We start from the raw sequence: 15,517 nt of genomic DNA on the forward strand, positions 1-15,517 counted from the left end.
CCCGATCAGACCCCCGATCAGACCCCCGTGCGGCCGCGCAGGTCCGTAAGCCGCTCTTCGGTCAGCATGAACTGCCCGTCATCCAGCCGCACAAGGTCGCCGCTGCGCATCAGCTTGCCAAAGGCCTTGACCTTTGCCTCGGCCGAGAGCGGCGTTTCGCCCACGATCTCCTGCACCGCCGCCATGATCTGGCCGCGGGTGACAAGGGGCTGTCCACCCACCAGCGCCAGGTAGCCGGTCGCGGCGGTCATCATCTCGGGCAGCGAGGCGGCGCCGGCCGCCCGGGCGAAACCGCGGATCGTGGTCGGATCGTCCTCGCCGGCAACGATTTCCTCGAGCCGCACGGCGCTGGGCGAGACCGGCTCGGGCAGGTCGCCGAAACTCGAATGCAGCCGGTCATGCAGGCTGTCGCCCTCGCCACTTCTCGGCTCGGACATTGCGGCACGCGGCGCGGCCGCCTTCGGCTCGGGCTCGGGCTCGGGCCCTGCCGTGGCGGGGGCGGCCGGCGCGGACGGGCGCCCGCGCAGCAGGGACCGCAGGCCGCGGGATTGCGGCTCGGGTGTCTCCTCGGCCGCTGGCGCCTGCGGCGTGGGCTCCGTCTCCACCGCACGCAGGGGCACGGGGGCTGCGGGCTTCGGCGCCGGGGCCTCGGCGGTGGGCGTCCCGGTCGGCGGCGCGGGTTCCGCTGGCGTCGACCGCCGGAAAAAGCCGCCCAGGCCCCCGCGGCGGGGTTCCTCGCGGCTCTCGGCCCCGGGGTCCGCCGGGGCGGATGGCCCGGCCTGGGCCTTGTCGGCCATCGCGGGCTTTTCCGCCGGCGGTTCGCTTCCGGTTCCCATCACGCGATCGATGAAGGGCGGCCGCGGTTCCGGCTCGATGGGCCGCACCAGGTCCGGGCCCAGCAGCAACCGCTTCGGCGCGGGGGCCGCGGCGCCGGTGTCCGCTGGCGCCGGATTGTCCAGCCGCAGCGGGGCATTGCGAGACGGGGGCGCCTCGGGGGGGCTTGGCACAAGTCGCAGCGGCGCCTCGTCGGGCCTGGCTGCGTCCTTGTCCGTTTCCTGCGCGGTCCCCCTTTCCGCATCGCTTGCGGGGGCTTCGTCCGTCCCGTGCTGTTCGCCGCCGACCGTCTCGTCTGTTTCGGCGTCGTCCGCGGCGGCCTCTGCATTCTCGTCCTGCGTGGCTTCCGCCTCGGCGCTTTGGTCCGCCGCGTCATCGTCCTGCCGGAACTCGTCCGCCACCTCCTCTTCGGGGGCGTCTTCCGCCCCGCCCGCTTCGGGGGCGTCTTCGGCACTGTCCGCCGCCAGCGCGTCGTCGATGTCCGGGGCGGCCTCTGTCATTTCCGCGGTCGGGCCTGCCTCGTCCTGCTCCGCCTCCGGCGCGGCGCCGGTCTCCAGCAGGGCGAAGCGGCGGACATGGACGCCGCCCGCGATCGGCGCGATCTCCACGTCCACCCCTTCGTCCAGTAGCAGCGCGGCCAGTTCGTCGAAATCCGCGATCTCGTCGAAACGCCCGAAGCCGGGGTTCTCCGAGGCCATGCGCTGGAAGTAGCGCACCACTTCATGCATCAGCGGAAACGGATCCTCGAAGCCTTCGATCACGCAGGCGAAACTTCCGAAGGCGACGGACAGTTTGCGGGGGTCTTCCATGCCTGTGCTCCCTGTGCTGGCCCGAGCCGGTTCTTTCGATCCACCATAATCAGGAACGGCTGGAATCCAAACAACTTGCGCGCTAATGCGGGCGTCATGGATTCCATCCTCTTCGACAGTTCCGAAAAGGTCACGCTGATCGGCGCAGCCGCGCAACCGCGCGGGCTGCTCGACATGGCGCTGGAACGCGCGCCGCGGCTGGTCGCGGCCGATGGCGGCGCGGATCGCGCGCTCGAGGCGGGGCGCGCGCCGGAAGCGGTGATCGGCGATCTCGACTCGGCCACCAGCGTCGATCACTGGCGCGCGCAGGGCATCGCTGTCCACCGCATCGCGGAACAGGAAACGACCGATCTGGAGAAATGCCTCTATTCGCTGCGGGCGCCGCTGATCCTGGGCTGCGGCTTCCTGGGCGAGCGGACCGATCACGCGCTTGCCGCGATGAGCGCGCTGGTCGCGTATCGCGCCCGCCCGGTCATCCTGCTGGGCGAGCAGGACCTGGTGTTCCACTGCCCCGAGCGGCTTGTCCTGGACCTGCCCGAGGGGCTGCCGGTGTCCTTCTTCCCGCTGGCCCCGGTCACGGGCCTGCATTCATCGGGGCTCGTCTGGGGCGTGGCGGGCCTCGGCCTTGCGCCGGGGGGGCGGATCGGCACCTCGAACCGGGCCGCCGGCGGGCGGGTCGAGGCGGGCTTCGACGGGCCCGGCGTGCTGGTGATCCTGCCGCTTCAGGCGCTCGATGCGGCAATTGCCGCGCTCAGCATTCCGGCAGGTTGACCGCCAGCCCCCCCTGCGATGTCTCCTTGTAGCGGCTGTCCATGTCGCGGCCGGTCTGGCGCATCGTCTCTATGCAGGCGTCAAGCGAAACCAGGTGCCGACCGTCACCGCGCAGCGCCAGCGACGCGGCCGACACCGCCTTGATCGCGCCAAGGCCGTTTCTTTCGATACAGGGCACCTGCACCAGCCCCCTCACCGGATCGCAGGTCATGCCAAGGTGATGTTCGAGCGCGATCTCGGCCGCGTTCTCGATCTGCGCGGGGCTTCCGTCCAGCACGGCGCAAAGCCCCGCCGCAGCCATCGCCGCGGCCGAGCCGACCTCTCCCTGGCAGCCCATCTCGGCGCCGGAAATCGAGGCGTTGGCCTTGATCAGCCCACCCATGGCGGCCGCGGTCAGCAGGAAATCGGGCACCCTTGCGCGGCTGGCGCCGGGCACATGGTCGAGCCAGTATTTCAGCGTCGCGGGCAGCACCCCGGCGGCGCCGTTGGTGGGCGCCGTGACCACCTGTCCGCCCGCGGCGTTCACCTCGTTGACGGCCATCGCATAGGTCAGGATCCAGTCGTTGATCATGTGCGGCGCGGTCTGGTTGCGGCCCTGCTCGCCCTTCAGCGCGCGGTGGATCGCCGATGCCCGCCTGCGCACGCCAAGGCCGCCCGGCAGCACGCCTTCGTCCGTCAGGCCTCGGTCGATGCAATCCTCCATGACCTGCCAGAGTTTCATCAGCCCCGCCTCCAGCCCCGGCCCGTGGCCTGCCGCGATCTCGTTGCGGCGCTTCATGTCTGCAATGGAAAGCCCGCTTTCGCGCGCCATGCGCAGCATCTGGGCGGCGGTGGTGAAGGGATAGGGCACATGGGCTTGCCCGGCGCTGGTCTCGCCCTGCTCAAGCTCCCGCGCGGTCAGCACGAAGCCGCCGCCGACCGAGTAGTACGTCTCTTGCGCATGCAGCGCGCCGCGAGCGTCATGGGCCATCAGGACCAGGCCGTTCGCGTGCCCGGGCAGGGAAGGACCGGTGTCGAAGGCGATGTCGGTGTCGGGGTCGAAGGCCAGTTCGGGCAGGCCCGGCGGGGTCAGTGGCTGCCCGGCCGCAAGACGCGCAAGCGCCGTGTCGGCGGCGGCTGCGTCATAGCTTTCCGGCAGGATCCCGCACAGCCCCAGCGCCACGGCGCGGTCGGTGGCGTGGCCCTTGCCGGTATGGGCGAGCGAGCCGTGCAGCCGGCAGGAGACCCGCGCGGGCGGGCCTGCGCCGGGGATCGCCTCGGTGCCGGCGCGCAGCAGGTCGAGAAAGCGCCCGGCCGCGATCATCGGGCCCATGGTGTGCGAACTCGAGGGGCCGACGCCGATCTTGAAGATGTCGAAGACGCTGAGAAACACCTTTGCCTCACCTCCGATTGTTGCCGCCACAGTGACATCCCCCGCGTTCCGCGAACAGGGCTTGCGGCGATTCTTCTCTCGAACCCGTGGCGAATAGGGGCTATGGATCGGGCCACGAAATTCACCTTCAGGAACGGAAACGGGATGCCGCTTCACCTCGACCCGAACGACCGCGCCAAGCTGACGGCGGCCTATCACGCGATGGATTTCATCGAGGACGGCATGAAGGTCGGGCTCGGCACCGGATCGACCGCGGCCTGGCTGGTCAAGCTGCTGGGCGCAAGGAGACACCTGGAGGGGCTTGAAATCCTTGCGGTTTCCACCTCCGAGGCGACCGAGGCGCTGGCCCGGAAGATGAAGATCCCGACCACCACGCTGGAAGAGGCGGGCTGGCTGGACCTGACCATCGACGGCGCCGACGAGGCGGATGCCGACCTGACCCTGATCAAGGGCGGCGGGGGTGCGCTTCTGCGGGAAAAGATCGTCGCCACCGCCTCGGACCGGATGGTGGTGATCGCCGATCCGGCCAAGATGGTGGAGACGCTGGGCGCGTTCCCACTACCTGTAGAGGTCGTGAAGTTCGGCTGGGAGGCGTCGCAGAGCCTGGTTCGGGACATATTGGAGGACTCGGACGTGGAGGGCAGCCGGATCCTGCGGCGGATGCGGGACGGGGCGCCGTTCGTGACCGACGAGGGGCATTTCATCCTGGATCTGCACCTGGGCCGGATCGGCGATCCCGAGGGGCTGGCGGCGGATCTGCTGTCGGTGCCGGGCGTCGTGGAAACCGGTCTTTTCACAGACATAGCGGAAACGATGGTGGTGGGCCTGCCATCGGGCGAGGCTGTGTTCCACTTCGTCGACGACGAGCCGCGGCGGCTGGACACGGCCGATGGCGGGCGGCTTGACGACTTCCTGAAATTCATCGGCTGAGGGGCGAAACCGCGTCTGGAAGCCGTCTGGAAAACGTATGGCAAGTGTATGGCAGATTTCGACTACGACCTTTTCGTGATCGGTGGCGGCTCGGGCGGGGTCAGGGCCTCGCGCTGGGCGGCGATGACAGGGGCGAAGGTGGGCCTGTGCGAGGAATATCGCTACGGCGGCACCTGCGTCATCCGGGGCTGCGTGCCCAAGAAGCTGATGGTCTTTGCCGCGGGCTTTTCCGAGGCGGTCGAGGATGCGACGGGCTTCGGCTGGAAGCTGACGGGCAGCGATTTCGACTGGCCCTTCTTCATCGAGAAGAAGGACCGCGAGATCGACCGGCTGGAAGGCGTCTACCAGGCCAACATGGAAAAGCTGGGGGTCGAGCTGTTCCGCGCCCGCGGCGTGCTGAAGGACCCGCACACGGTTGAGCTGTCCAGCGGGCAGACGGTGACCGCGAAGCATATCCTGGTCGCCACGGGGGGCGCGCCCTTCATGCCGGACGTGCCGGGGGCGGAGCATGCCATCAGCTCGAACGAGGTCTTTCACCTGGAGCGTCAGCCGAAGCGCATGCTGATCGTGGGCGGCGGCTATATCGCCTGCGAGTTCGCGGGCATCATGAACGGGCTCGGCACCGAGGTGACGCAGTTCTATCGCGGCGCGCAGATCCTGCGCGGCTTCGACGACGAGGTGCGCGGCCACATCGCCGAGGAGATGCGCAAGAAGGGCATCGCCCTGCATGTGGGCCGCGACCTGGTGCGGATCGACAAGACCGACGACGGGCTGGAAGTGACCTGCACCGACGGATCGCGGACCACCTTCGACTGCGTGCTTTACGCGACCGGGCGGCGGCCTGCGACAAAGGGTCTGGGACTGGAGGAGATCGGCGTGCGGCTGACCCGCAACGGCGCGATCGCGGTGGACGACTATTCCCAGACCTCGGTTCCGTCGGTCTATGCGGTGGGCGACGTGACCGACCGCGTGAACCTGACGCCGGTCGCGATCCACGAGGGCATGGCCTTTGTCGAGACGGTGTTCAAGGCAAACCCCACGCCGGTCGATCACGCGCTGATCCCGACGGCGGTGTTCACCCAGCCCGAGATCGGCACGATCGGACTGACCCAGGAGGCGGCGCGCGACCGGTACGACATCGAGGTCTATCGCAGCACCTTTCGGCCGATGTTCCACGCCTTTGCGGGCCGCGATCAGCGCATGCTGATGAAATTGATCGTGGACAAGGCTTCGCGTCGCGTGCTCGGTGTGCATATAGTGGGGCCTGCGGCGGGCGAGATGATCCAGATGGTGGGCATCGCGGTGAAGATGGGCGCCACCAAGGAGGATTTCGACCGGACCATGCCGGTGCACCCGACAGCGGCCGAGGAACTGGTCACGATGCGGACAGCGGTGGGCGGTCAAGCTTGAATTTCGCCCCTGAGCCTACAGCTAAGGATCAGGGAACATTGATGTCAGAAGAGGTATGACAGGCTGATGCCATACTCGAACAACTCCGGCGGGCCATGGGGCGGCGGCGGCAACAAGGGCGGCAACAAGGGGGGCGGACGCAACCCATGGGGCAGCGGCGGTGGCGGTGGCGGTGACGACGGCGATCGCGGCGGGCCGCCCCAGGGCGGCGGCGGGCAGGGGCCGGACATCGACCGCATCATGCGCAAGGGCCAGGAGCAGCTGCGCGTCCTGATGGGCGGTCGCGGCGGCATCGGCGGCGGTCGCGGCGGCGATGGCGGCCCCAGCATCGGCAAGGGCGGCGCCGCGCTGATCGGCCTTGCGGCCGTGGGCGCCTGGCTGTTCATGTCCTTCTACACGGTGCGCCCCGAAGAGCAGTCGGTCGAGCTGTTCCTGGGCGAATTTTCCGCCGTCGGCAATCCGGGCCTGAACTTCGCGCCCTGGCCCCTGGTCACCAAGGAGATCATCGAGGTCACGCGCGAGCGCACCGAGGAGCTGGGCCGCGGCACGGTGACAGACGAGGGGCTGATGCTGACCGGCGACGCCAACATCGTCGATATCGACTTCCAGGTGGTCTGGACGATCTCGAACCCGGCGGACTTCCTGTTCAACATCGCCAACCAGCAGGACACGATCCGCTCGGTTTCCGAATCGGCCATGCGCGAGGTGATCGGCCGCTCGCAGCTGGGGCCGGTGCTGAACCGCGACCGCGGCATCATCTCCGAAGAGGTGCGCACGCTGATCCAGGACACGCTGGACAGCTATGGCGCGGGCGTGAACATCGTGCGGCTGAACTTCGACCGCGCCGACCCGCCGCGCGAGGTGATCGACGCCTTCCGCGACGTGCAGGCGGCGGAACAGGATCGCGACACCTTCCAGAACCGGGCCGACGCCTATGCCAACCAGCGCCTTGCGGGCGCCCGAGGCGAGGCGGCGGAAATCCTGGAGCAGGCCGAGGGCTATCGCGCGCAGGTCGTGAACCGGGCCCGAGGCGAGGCAAGCCGCTTCGTGTCGGTCTACGAGGAATACGCCAAGGCCCCCGAGGTCACGCGCCAGCGTCTGTACATCGAGACGATGGAGCGGGTGTTCGGCGGCGTGGACAAGGTGATCATCGACCAGGCGCTGGCCGGCGGCGCGGGCGGGCAGGGCATCGTGCCCTATCTGCCGCTCAACGAGCTGCGCCGCTCGGGCGGGGCTGCCGCCGCGCCCGCACCCGGCGGGGCTGCCGGTGGCGGCGGGTCCGCCAACAACGTGGCCGGCCCGCAGCTTCAGATGCAGATGCAGACGGGGGGGAACTGATGAGCAAGGCCTATATCCTGCTGGGCGTCCTGTTCGGCGCCGCCGTCGTCGGGTTGTCCTCGATCTACATCGTGGAAGAGCGTGAAAAGGCGCTGGTGCTTCAGTTCGGCCAGATCAAGGCCGTCAAGGAAGCGCCGGGGCTTTCGTTCAAGATGCCCTTCATCCAGAACGTCGTGCGCTATGACGACCGGATCCAGGCGCTGGATACCCAGCCGCTGGAGGTCACGCCGCTGGACGACCGGCGCCTTGTGGTGGACGCCTTCGCGCGCTGGCGGATCAGCGACGTGGTGCGTTTCCGCCAGGCCGTCGGCGTGGGGGGCATCGCCCAGGCCGAAACGCGGATGGAGCGGATCCTGAACGCCCAGCTGCGCGAGGTGCTGGGGGCGGTGACGTCGAACGCCATCCTGTCGGAGAACCGCGTCGAGCTGATGAACAACATCCGCGACGCCGCCATCGTGGACGCCCGCGCGCTGGGCGTCGAGGTGATCGACGTGCGCATCAAGCGGGTGGAGCTGCCGGCGCAGAACCTGGCCGCCACCTTCGAGCGGATGGAGGCCGAGCGCCAGCGCGAGGCCGCCGACGAGCGGGCCCGCGGCCAGGAAGCGGCGCAGCGGGTTCGCGCGCAGGCCGACCGGACGGCGGTGGAGCTGGTGTCCGAGGCGCAGCGCGAGGCCGAGATCATCCGCGGTCAGGCCGATGCGGAGCGCAACGGCATCTATGCCGAGGCCTATGGCCGCGATCAGGAGTTCTTCAACTTCTACCGCAGCCTGAGCGCCTATGAGCAGGCGTTGCAGGGCCAGACCTCGACCATGGTGATGTCGCCGGACAGCGAGTTCTTCGACTACTTCCGGTCCGAGACCGGGGCGTCCGGGAATTGAGCTGGGCCGACCTGCTGACAGGTCTGGGCATCGCGGCTGTTCTGGAGGGGCTGGTGCTTGCACTGGCCCCTTCGCGTATCGACGAGGTGCTGGAGGCGATCCGCCGCATCCCGCCCGAGGCGCGCCGCTCGCTGGGGCTGGGGGTGGTGGCGCTGGGGGTGACGCTGGTGTGGATCGCGCAAGGGTAGGCGCGCGGGGGGGCAAGCGCGCTTGGCAATGCGGCGGGGGCATCCTAGATTCACGATCAGGTGAGAGGATGTGGGGATTTGTGCCATGTCATTGACGGCCCGGCCGCCTATCTCCTCCATGAGAACGATGTATCCCCGCGGAGGAAGACACGCATGACCCGAGTGAAGACTGCCGTCCGGCCAAACACCCCCGTCGATCTGCTGCGCGCGGCGTTCGTGATCCTTCTCGCGGCGGCGGCGCTTCTGGCGGCGCAGGTGCAGCGGCTGCCGGCGCAGGCGGTGCCGGGCAGTTTCGCGGACCTGGCCCAGCGGCTGAGCCCGGCGGTGGTCAACATCACCACGACGACGGTGATCGCCACCGACCAGGGGATTTCGCCGATGGTGCCCGAGGGGTCGCCGCTGGAGGATTTCTTCCGGGATTTCCTGGACCGGCAGGGCCCGCAGCAGCGCGAGCGGCGCGGCTCGGCGCTGGGTTCGGGCTTCGTGATCTCGGCCGACGGGTACATCGTGACCAACAACCACGTCATCGAGAGCGCCGACGAGATCCTGGTCGAGTTCTTCGACGGCCTGGGCGAGTTGCCGGCCGAGGTGGTGGGGACGGACCCGCGTACCGACATCGCGCTTCTGAAGGTGGAGCCGAACCAGCCGCTGCCCTTCGTGCCGTTCGGCGACAGCGACGGCGCGCGGGTGGGCGATTGGGTGCTGGCCATCGGCAACCCGCTGGGGCAGGGCTTTTCGGTGTCGGCGGGGATCATCTCGGCGCGGAACCGTTCGCTCCAGGGGGCTTACGACGATTTCATCCAGACCGATGCCGCGATCAACCGGGGCAATTCGGGCGGGCCGCTGTTCAACATGGCGGGCGAGGTGATCGGCGTGAACACCGCGATCCTGTCGCCCAATGGCGGGTCCATCGGGATCGGCTTCGCGATGTCCTCTTCGGTGGTGACGCGGGTGGTGGACCAGCTCAAGGAATTCGGCGAGACGCGCCGCGGCTGGCTGGGCGTGAGCATCCAGAACGTCACGCCCGACGTGGCCGAGGCGATGGGACTGGACAGTGCCGCCGGCGCGCTCGTGACCGACGTGCCGCCGGGGCCGGCGATGGATGCGGGGATCCTTGTGGGCGACGTGATCCTGAACTTCGCAGGCCAGGACGTGGCCGATACGCGCGAACTGGTGCGGATGGTCGGCAACACCGATGTCGGTTCGGTCGCGCGCGTCGTGGTGTTCCGCGACGGCGGCACCCAGACCCTGCGCGTGACGCTGGGCCGCCGCGAGGAGGCGGAGGCGAACTACCAGCCGGGTGGCGGCGGCGCGCCGGACCTGCCGCAGGTGCCCGAGACGGTGCTGGGCATGACGCTGAGCGCGTTGACCCCGGAACTGCGGGCCGAACTGGGCCTGCCCGAGGACGAGCGCGGCGTCGCCATCACCGAGATGGACGAGACGTCCGAGGCCTTTGACAAGGGGCTGCGCCCCGGCGACGTGATCGCGGAGATCGGGCAGCAGCCGGTCAGCACGCCGCAGGACGTGGCCGCGCGTTTCTCGGACGCGGCCGAGGCGGGCCGGCGGTCGGTCCTGATGCTGGTGCGCCGCGACGGGCAGCCGCGCTTTGTCGCGCTGACCCCGCAGGGCTGACGCCTCAGGGCAGGATCAGCCAGTCGGTGTCATCCGCAGGCGTGATCCCGTCCAGGAAGATGCGTTCGGGCTGATCGCCCCAACCGATCCAGACGCCGCCCTCGCCAACGGTCAGGGCGGCGTCGTCGTTTCCGGGGCCGCGCAGGATCAGCCGGTCGGCGTCCGGGTCGAAATCCGTCACCACGTCCTGGCCGGAATGCGTTGTGCGGAAGATGAACGTGTCCGCCCCGTCGCCGCCCGCCAGCGTGTCGTTGCCCGGCCCGCCGCGCAGGATGTCGTCGCCGCGCCCGCCCTCGATCCGGTCATCGCCAAGGCCGCCGTCCAGCCGGTCGGCGCCATTCGACGAAACCAGCCGGTCGTCGCCCGCGCCGCCGCGCGCATCGCTGCCCGCGGACCAGGGGCCGAGCGTGACGTGATCGTCGCCCGCCCCCCCGATCAGCTGGTTGCGCCCGCCGGCATCCGCGATGCGGTCCTGGCCCGCGCCGCCGCGGATCACGTCGGAGGCCAGCGTGCCCGTCAGCCGGTCGTCCCCGCCGCGCCCGTCAAGCGTGACGCCGCCCGGCATCGGCAGGGGCAGGGCGGAGGCGTCGAGCACGTCCGCCCCCGGCCCACCCATCAGGCCGAAGCCATCCGCTTGGAGCCGTTCGGCGAGGGGGGCTGCGGCATGGCCTGACCAATGGCCCAGTTCCAGGTCGTAGGTCACCTGGATCTTGAGCGGCCGCTCGAACCCCATGCGGCCGATGGCTTCCGGCCCGGCCGGGGCGTCGCGAAACCAGGTGAGCGATGTCACGGCGATGGTGGCCTGCCAGGTGTCGCCCGGATCCGGCAGCGGCGTGTCCGTGCCGAGCGCGACATGCCCGCCCGCGTCCTGCGCGATGAAGCCCGGCGCGCCCGGTCCGAGCCGGACGCTGCCCGCGATGTCCGGGGCGGCGTTCAGAAGGGCGTCGGGCGCCAGCGGCAGCCCGGTGCCGCCGGTCAGGTGGAAGCCGTGGCGCGTGGCTTTTATCGTGGTCATGGCAGGCGCTCCGCTCGGGTTGGGCCGAGGCGGAGATCCCACGGAATTGCCGAAAATCCAAAGCAATCGTTAAGCTTTGGTTAACCTCTTGCCGGATGTGCCGGGGCGTGGCGCCGCAGGGGTTGGCTAAGGCGGGGTGCAAGGTCTATGTATCGCCAGGACAGGCGTAGCGAAGGAACAGCCCAGGAATGGCCAGGATTACCTATATCGAGCACAACGGCAAAGAGCATGTGGTTGACGTGCCCAACGGTCTGAGCGTCATGGAAGGCGCGCGGGACAACGGCATCCCGGGTATCGAGGCGGATTGCGGCGGGGCCTGCGCCTGTTCGACCTGCCATGTCTATGTCGCCCCGGACTGGGTGGACCGGCTGCCCCACAAGGAGCCGATGGAAGAGGACATGCTGGATTTCGCCTGGCAGCCCGATGCGGAACGCTCGCGCCTGACCTGCCAGCTGAAGGTCAGCGACGCGCTGGACGGGCTGGTGGTTCACCTGCCGGAAAAGCAGATCTGATGCGGGCCGCCGCGGCAGCGCTGGTGCTGCTGGCCGCGGCAGGGGGCGCCGCCGCGCAGGAGGCCTGTCCGCAGGACGCGCGGCTGGGGCAGATCCTGGTGCCGCCCGCGCCCTGTTTCGGGGTCGAGGCCCGGTTCGAGGGCGAGACGACGCGCTATCCGCACGGCGCGCTGGGCGACGGGATCGAATACACCACGCTGGTCGTGCAGCGCGAGCGGCGCAGCCTGCGCATGAGCCTGCCGGTCACGCGCGTCTTCGAGGACGTGGCGCCGCGACTGGCGGACCTGGATGGCGATGGCGCCCCCGAGATCGTGGCGGTGGAAAGCGACCAGGCGGGCGGTGCGTCGCTGGTGGTCTATCGCGCGGTCGGAATGGAGACGGCGCGCCCGAAGATGGAACAGGTGGCGCGTTCGGGGATCCTGGGCCAGCGCAACCGCTGGCTGGCGCCGGTGGGGATCGCGGATTTCGACGGCGACGGGCGCGCCGACATCGCCTATGTCGAGACGCCGCATCTGGGGCAGGTGCTGCGCTTCGTGACGCTCGACGGCACGCGGCTGGTCGAGATCGCCTCGGCGGAGGGGTTTTCCAACCACCGTTTCGGCGAGGATTTCATCTCGGGCGGGGTGCGCGATTGCGGCGCCGGGCCGGAGGTGGTGACCGCCAGTGGCGACTGGAGCCGGGTGCTGACCGCGCGGCTGGAAGGTGGCGCTGTGGTCGTGGAGGACCTGGGGCCGCTGGAGGGGGTGGAGAGCCTTGCCGCAGCGCTCGACTGCGGCGGCTGAGGGTCAGCTTTCCGGCAGCCAGCGCGATTCCAGCGTCCGGATCGCGGCGATGCGTTCCTCGGTCTTGGGGTGGCTCAGCAGCCAGGCGGGCTGGCCGGCCATGGAAACGCCGGTCATTGCCTCGAGTTTGCGGAACAGCGAGATCTGCGGCGCGGTGCCGATGCCCGCGCGGGTCAGCAGGGCGGCGGCATAGGCGTCGGCCTCGTACTCGTCCTGGCGGCTGAGGCGTGCGCCCAGCAGCGTGACCAGCATGTTCGCGATCCAGGCCCCGATGCCGGGGATGATGCGGCTGAAGAGCATGGTCAGGATGACGCGGATCGCGTTCTGTCCCGAGAAATCCACCATCCGCCGCCGCGAATGGCCCAGCGCCACATGGCCAAGCTCGTGGGCGATGACGCTGGCCATTTCCTCGGCGGTGACGGCGCCCTCGCGGTATTTCTGGTAGAAGCCGCGGGTGATGAAGATGCGCCCGTCGGGGGCGGCGAGGCCGTTGACCGGGTCCACCTCGTAGATGTGGACGCGGATGCGCGGGACGTCCAGCGCCTCTGCCAGCCGGGCGGTGACGCGGCCGAGCGCCGGGTCGGCAAGTTCGGTCGAGCGGGCATCCAGCTGCCGTTTCAGCCGCCAGGCCGAGAGCAGGTACATGCCCACCGCGACGGCGATCGCCATGAGGATGGGGGTCAGTTTCAGCATCCTGCGAATATGGGGCTGGCGGGGGCTTCGGGCAAGCGGCTCAGCGCCGCAGCGCGGTCAGCAGGCGGGCGCCCAGCCACATGGCGGCGCCAAGGCTGAAGGCAAGCCAGACCAGGTCGCCGGCAAGGGTGACGAGGCCCGCGATGCTGCCCGAGAAGGCGTAGCCAAGGCCGGCATAGAGGCCGACCCAGACCACCTCGCCGGCCAGGTCGGCGGCGGTGAAGCGGGCGAGCGGCAGGGCCGCGGCGCCGGCGGCGATGTTGGTGGGCGGCCCCAGGGGCGCGAGAAGCCAGCGGCTGAGGAACACCGCCGCCATGCCGTGGCGCTGCACCGCCGCCTCGGCCCGGCGCAGGCCTTCGGCCCGGCGGCGGTTGGCGGTCAGCCAGCGGCGGAGCGACCCGCGCGAGAGGCGGCCCAGCGCATAGCCGGCATGGTCCCCCGCGACGGCGCCCAGAAAGGCCGCCGCCAGCACCGCGGCAAGGTCCATCTCGCCCGCTGCGGCCAGCGCGCCCGACATCACCAGCGCCAGCGTGGCCGGCAGGGGCAGGCCCAGCGCGGCCAGCGCCACGACAAGCGCAAGAAGCGGCGGCCCGAGATCGGGCACGAGTTCGAGAAGCTCCTCGCTCACGGCTGCCCGCTTTGCTTCAGGTCCGCCAGCGCGGCATCGATGCGCGCGATCACCTGTTGCTCGGTCAGGCCGGTGCGCCAGGCGATCTCGGCCACGGTTTCCCGCGCGCCCGGGGTCAGGGCCAGATCCCCCTCCAGCGCGTCGAAAAGCGCCTCGCGCGGGACCTGGTGCGAGCGGGCGACATAGCCGACGGTCATCCAGCTGGTCACCTCGGCGTCGCGGTTGGCGGCGAAGTAGAACCAGCTCATGACCACCCGGGCCGAAAAGGACAGGCTGAGCGCCAGCGCCAGTCCGAAGGCCAGCAGCAGCAGCCGGTGGTGGCGCCAGGCCTTGCGCAGCATCGCGTTCATCGCCTGAGCGCCCCCACCGCGCGCCCGATGCCCTGAAGCGTCATGGGAAACATCCGCCCCTCGAAGATGTCGGCGACCATGCCGACGCTTTGCGTGTGGTCCCAGGACTGGCGGGGCAGGGGGTTGATCCAGACGCTGGCGGGCCACTGCGCCCGCAGCCGGTTGAGCCAGACCTGGCCGGGTTCGGTGTTGTAGTGCTCGTTCGCGCCGCCGGGATGGATCAGCTCGTAGGGGCTCATCGCGGCGTCGCCCACGAAGATGCAGCGCCAGTCCGCGGCATAGGTGCGCAGGATCTCGGCGGTGGGCGTCTGTGCGTCCCAGCGCCGGCGATTGTCGCGCCAGACGCCTTCGTAGACGCAGTTGTGGAAATAGAAATGCTCCAGATGGCGGAACTCGGCGCGGGCGGCGGAAAAGAGTTCCTCCACCATGCGCACATGCGGGTCCATCGAGCCGCCCACGTCGAGAAAGAGCAAGAGCTTCACCGCGTTGCGCCGTTCGGGGCGGGTCTTCACGTCGAGCCAGCCCTGGTGCGCGGTCGCGCGGATCGTGCCGTCGAGGTCGAGTTCCTCCGCCGCCCCCTCGCGCACCCAGCGGCGCAGGCGGCGGAGTGCGATCTTCAGGTTGCGGGTGCCCAGCTCTACCCCGTCGTCGAGGTCGCGGAACGCGCGGCGGTCCCAGACCTTGACCGCGCGGCGGTGGCGGCTTTCGTCCTGCCCGATGCGGATGCCTTCCGGGTTGTAGCCGTAGGCGCCGAAAGGCGAGGTGCCCGCGGTGCCGATCCATTTCGAGCCGCCCTGGTGCCGGCCCTTCTGTTCCTCGAGGCGCTTTTTCAGCGTTTCCATCAGCGCCTCGAAGCTGCCCAGCCCGTCGACCGCGGCGCGTTCCTCGGGGGTCAGGTGGCGCTCGGCCAGCTTGCGCAGCCAGTCCTCGGGCAGGTCGGCGGCCTTCAGCAGCGCCTCGACGCCGACATCCTCGAGCCCGTCGAAGACGCGGGCGAAGGCGCGGTCGAAGCGGTCGAGATGGCGCTCGTCCTTGACCATGCTGAGGCGGGCGAGATGGTAGAAGCCCTCGGGCTCGAATGTCACCAGATCGGCGGACAGCGCCTGAAGAAAGTCGAGATATTCACGCAGGCTGACGGGGATCCCCTCGGCACGAAGTGCGGCGAGGAACCCCGCGTACACGGCCGCCTCAGACCTGCCCCATGCGGGCGATCAGGATGCCCAGCGCCACGCCCGCGATGGCGAAGCCGATGCCGTGGGCGGCGCCGTATTGCAGCTTGTCCAGCCGGTTCCCCCCGCGTTTCGTGGCGCGCAGCCAGCCGAAGGCGAAACCGAGGAAGAAGGCGATCACGGGAAGCATGGGGCACTTTCGGGTC

General features: G+C 69.8%; 17 protein-coding genes. 9 read left to right on the plus strand and 8 right to left on the minus strand.

Annotation, left to right across the window (positions count from 1 at the left end; translation table 11 throughout):
* Positions 1-17: 17 nt before the first annotated feature.
* On the minus strand, positions 18-1,643 hold the full coding sequence (locus HMH01_RS07335) for a hypothetical protein (protein ID WP_171323849.1): 1,626 nt from the start codon (positions 1,641-1,643) through the stop codon (positions 18-20).
* A 96-nt stretch (positions 1,644-1,739) separates the two neighbouring features.
* Here HMH01_RS07335 and HMH01_RS07340 point away from each other — a divergent pair, with 96 nt between their 5' ends.
* Positions 1,740-2,414 carry a thiamine diphosphokinase gene (locus HMH01_RS07340; RefSeq protein ID WP_171323851.1) on the plus strand — a complete coding sequence of 225 codons (675 nt, stop codon included), beginning with the start codon at positions 1,740-1,742 and terminating at the stop codon, positions 2,412-2,414.
* Here HMH01_RS07340 and HMH01_RS07345 read toward each other — a convergent pair.
* Entirely contained in the window at positions 2,395-3,786 is a 1,392-nt protein-coding gene (locus tag HMH01_RS07345; RefSeq protein WP_171323853.1) for an L-serine ammonia-lyase, read from the minus strand. The genes HMH01_RS07340 and HMH01_RS07345 overlap by 20 nt on opposite strands.
* Before the next feature lie 144 nt (positions 3,787-3,930).
* On the opposite strand from HMH01_RS07345, the gene rpiA reads away from it, so the two are divergent.
* From rpiA to HMH01_RS07375, 6 genes are all read left to right on the plus strand, one after another.
* On the plus strand, positions 3,931-4,716 hold the full coding sequence (gene rpiA, locus HMH01_RS07350; protein WP_171323855.1) for a ribose-5-phosphate isomerase RpiA: 786 nt from the start codon (positions 3,931-3,933) through the stop codon (positions 4,714-4,716).
* 48 nt (positions 4,717-4,764) lie between these two features.
* The gene (gene gor / locus HMH01_RS07355; protein WP_171323857.1) at positions 4,765-6,126 is read left to right on the plus strand and encodes a glutathione-disulfide reductase; all 1,362 of its coding nucleotides are present in this window, start codon (positions 4,765-4,767) and stop codon (positions 6,124-6,126) included.
* 66 nt (positions 6,127-6,192) lie between these two features.
* The gene (gene hflK, locus HMH01_RS07360) at positions 6,193-7,464 is read left to right on the plus strand and encodes an FtsH protease activity modulator HflK (RefSeq protein ID WP_171323859.1); all 1,272 of its coding nucleotides are present in this window, start codon (positions 6,193-6,195) and stop codon (positions 7,462-7,464) included.
* Positions 7,464-8,342, plus strand: a complete 879-nt coding sequence (gene hflC, locus HMH01_RS07365; protein ID WP_171323861.1) for a protease modulator HflC — start codon at positions 7,464-7,466, stop codon at positions 8,340-8,342. Before hflK ends, hflC begins: the two co-directional genes overlap by 1 nt.
* Positions 8,339-8,530 carry a DUF2065 domain-containing protein gene (locus HMH01_RS07370; protein ID WP_171323863.1) on the plus strand — a complete coding sequence of 64 codons (192 nt, stop codon included), beginning with the start codon at positions 8,339-8,341 and terminating at the stop codon, positions 8,528-8,530. The genes hflC and HMH01_RS07370 overlap by 4 nt, the downstream gene beginning before the upstream one ends.
* 153 nt (positions 8,531-8,683) lie before the next feature.
* A complete protein-coding gene (locus HMH01_RS07375) occupies positions 8,684-10,162 on the plus strand; it encodes a DegQ family serine endoprotease (RefSeq protein ID WP_171323865.1) in 1,479 nt (492 codons plus the stop codon).
* A gap of 4 nt (positions 10,163-10,166) precedes the next feature.
* Here HMH01_RS07375 and HMH01_RS07380 read toward each other — a convergent pair whose 3' ends face one another.
* Positions 10,167-11,177, minus strand: a complete 1,011-nt coding sequence (locus HMH01_RS07380) for a calcium-binding protein (protein ID WP_171323867.1) — start codon at positions 11,175-11,177, stop codon at positions 10,167-10,169.
* A 188-nt stretch (positions 11,178-11,365) separates the two neighbouring features.
* Here HMH01_RS07380 and HMH01_RS07385 point away from each other — a divergent pair, with 188 nt between their 5' ends.
* Both HMH01_RS07385 and HMH01_RS07390 read left to right on the plus strand, forming a co-directional pair.
* Positions 11,366-11,689, plus strand: a complete 324-nt coding sequence (locus tag HMH01_RS07385) for a 2Fe-2S iron-sulfur cluster-binding protein (protein ID WP_171323869.1) — start codon at positions 11,366-11,368, stop codon at positions 11,687-11,689.
* The gene (locus HMH01_RS07390; RefSeq protein ID WP_171323871.1) at positions 11,689-12,471 is read left to right on the plus strand and encodes an FG-GAP repeat domain-containing protein; all 783 of its coding nucleotides are present in this window, start codon (positions 11,689-11,691) and stop codon (positions 12,469-12,471) included. Before HMH01_RS07385 ends, HMH01_RS07390 begins: the two co-directional genes overlap by 1 nt.
* Positions 12,472-12,474: 3 nt before the next feature.
* Here the strand turns inward: HMH01_RS07390 and HMH01_RS07395 are convergent, their stop codons facing one another.
* Genes HMH01_RS07395 through HMH01_RS07415 form a run of 5 tightly spaced genes read right to left on the minus strand, consistent with a single transcriptional unit; the run spans position 12,475 to position 15,501 of the window.
* Positions 12,475-13,164: a M48 family metalloprotease gene (locus tag HMH01_RS07395; protein WP_171323873.1), complete on the minus strand. Its 690-nt coding sequence runs from the start codon at positions 13,162-13,164 to the stop codon at positions 12,475-12,477.
* Between the two features lie 40 nt (positions 13,165-13,204).
* Positions 13,205-13,792 (minus strand): VTT domain-containing protein, encoded by a 588-nt coding sequence (locus HMH01_RS07400; protein WP_171323875.1) that lies wholly within the window; start codon positions 13,790-13,792, stop codon positions 13,205-13,207.
* Entirely contained in the window at positions 13,789-14,142 is a 354-nt protein-coding gene (locus HMH01_RS07405) for an AsnC family protein (protein ID WP_171323877.1), read from the minus strand. The genes HMH01_RS07400 and HMH01_RS07405 overlap by 4 nt, the downstream gene beginning before the upstream one ends.
* On the minus strand, positions 14,139-15,323 hold the full coding sequence (locus HMH01_RS07410; protein ID WP_171323879.1) for a VWA domain-containing protein: 1,185 nt from the start codon (positions 15,321-15,323) through the stop codon (positions 14,139-14,141). Before HMH01_RS07410 ends, HMH01_RS07405 begins: the two co-directional genes overlap by 4 nt.
* A gap of 7 nt (positions 15,324-15,330) precedes the next feature.
* Positions 15,331-15,501 carry a hypothetical protein gene (locus HMH01_RS07415; RefSeq protein ID WP_171323881.1) on the minus strand — a complete coding sequence of 57 codons (171 nt, stop codon included), beginning with the start codon at positions 15,499-15,501 and terminating at the stop codon, positions 15,331-15,333.
* Positions 15,502-15,517 lie beyond the last annotated feature (16 nt).

It is taken from the genome of Halovulum dunhuangense (genome assembly GCF_013093415.1).
Taxonomy (GTDB): Bacteria; Pseudomonadota; Alphaproteobacteria; order Rhodobacterales; family Rhodobacteraceae; genus Halovulum; species Halovulum dunhuangense.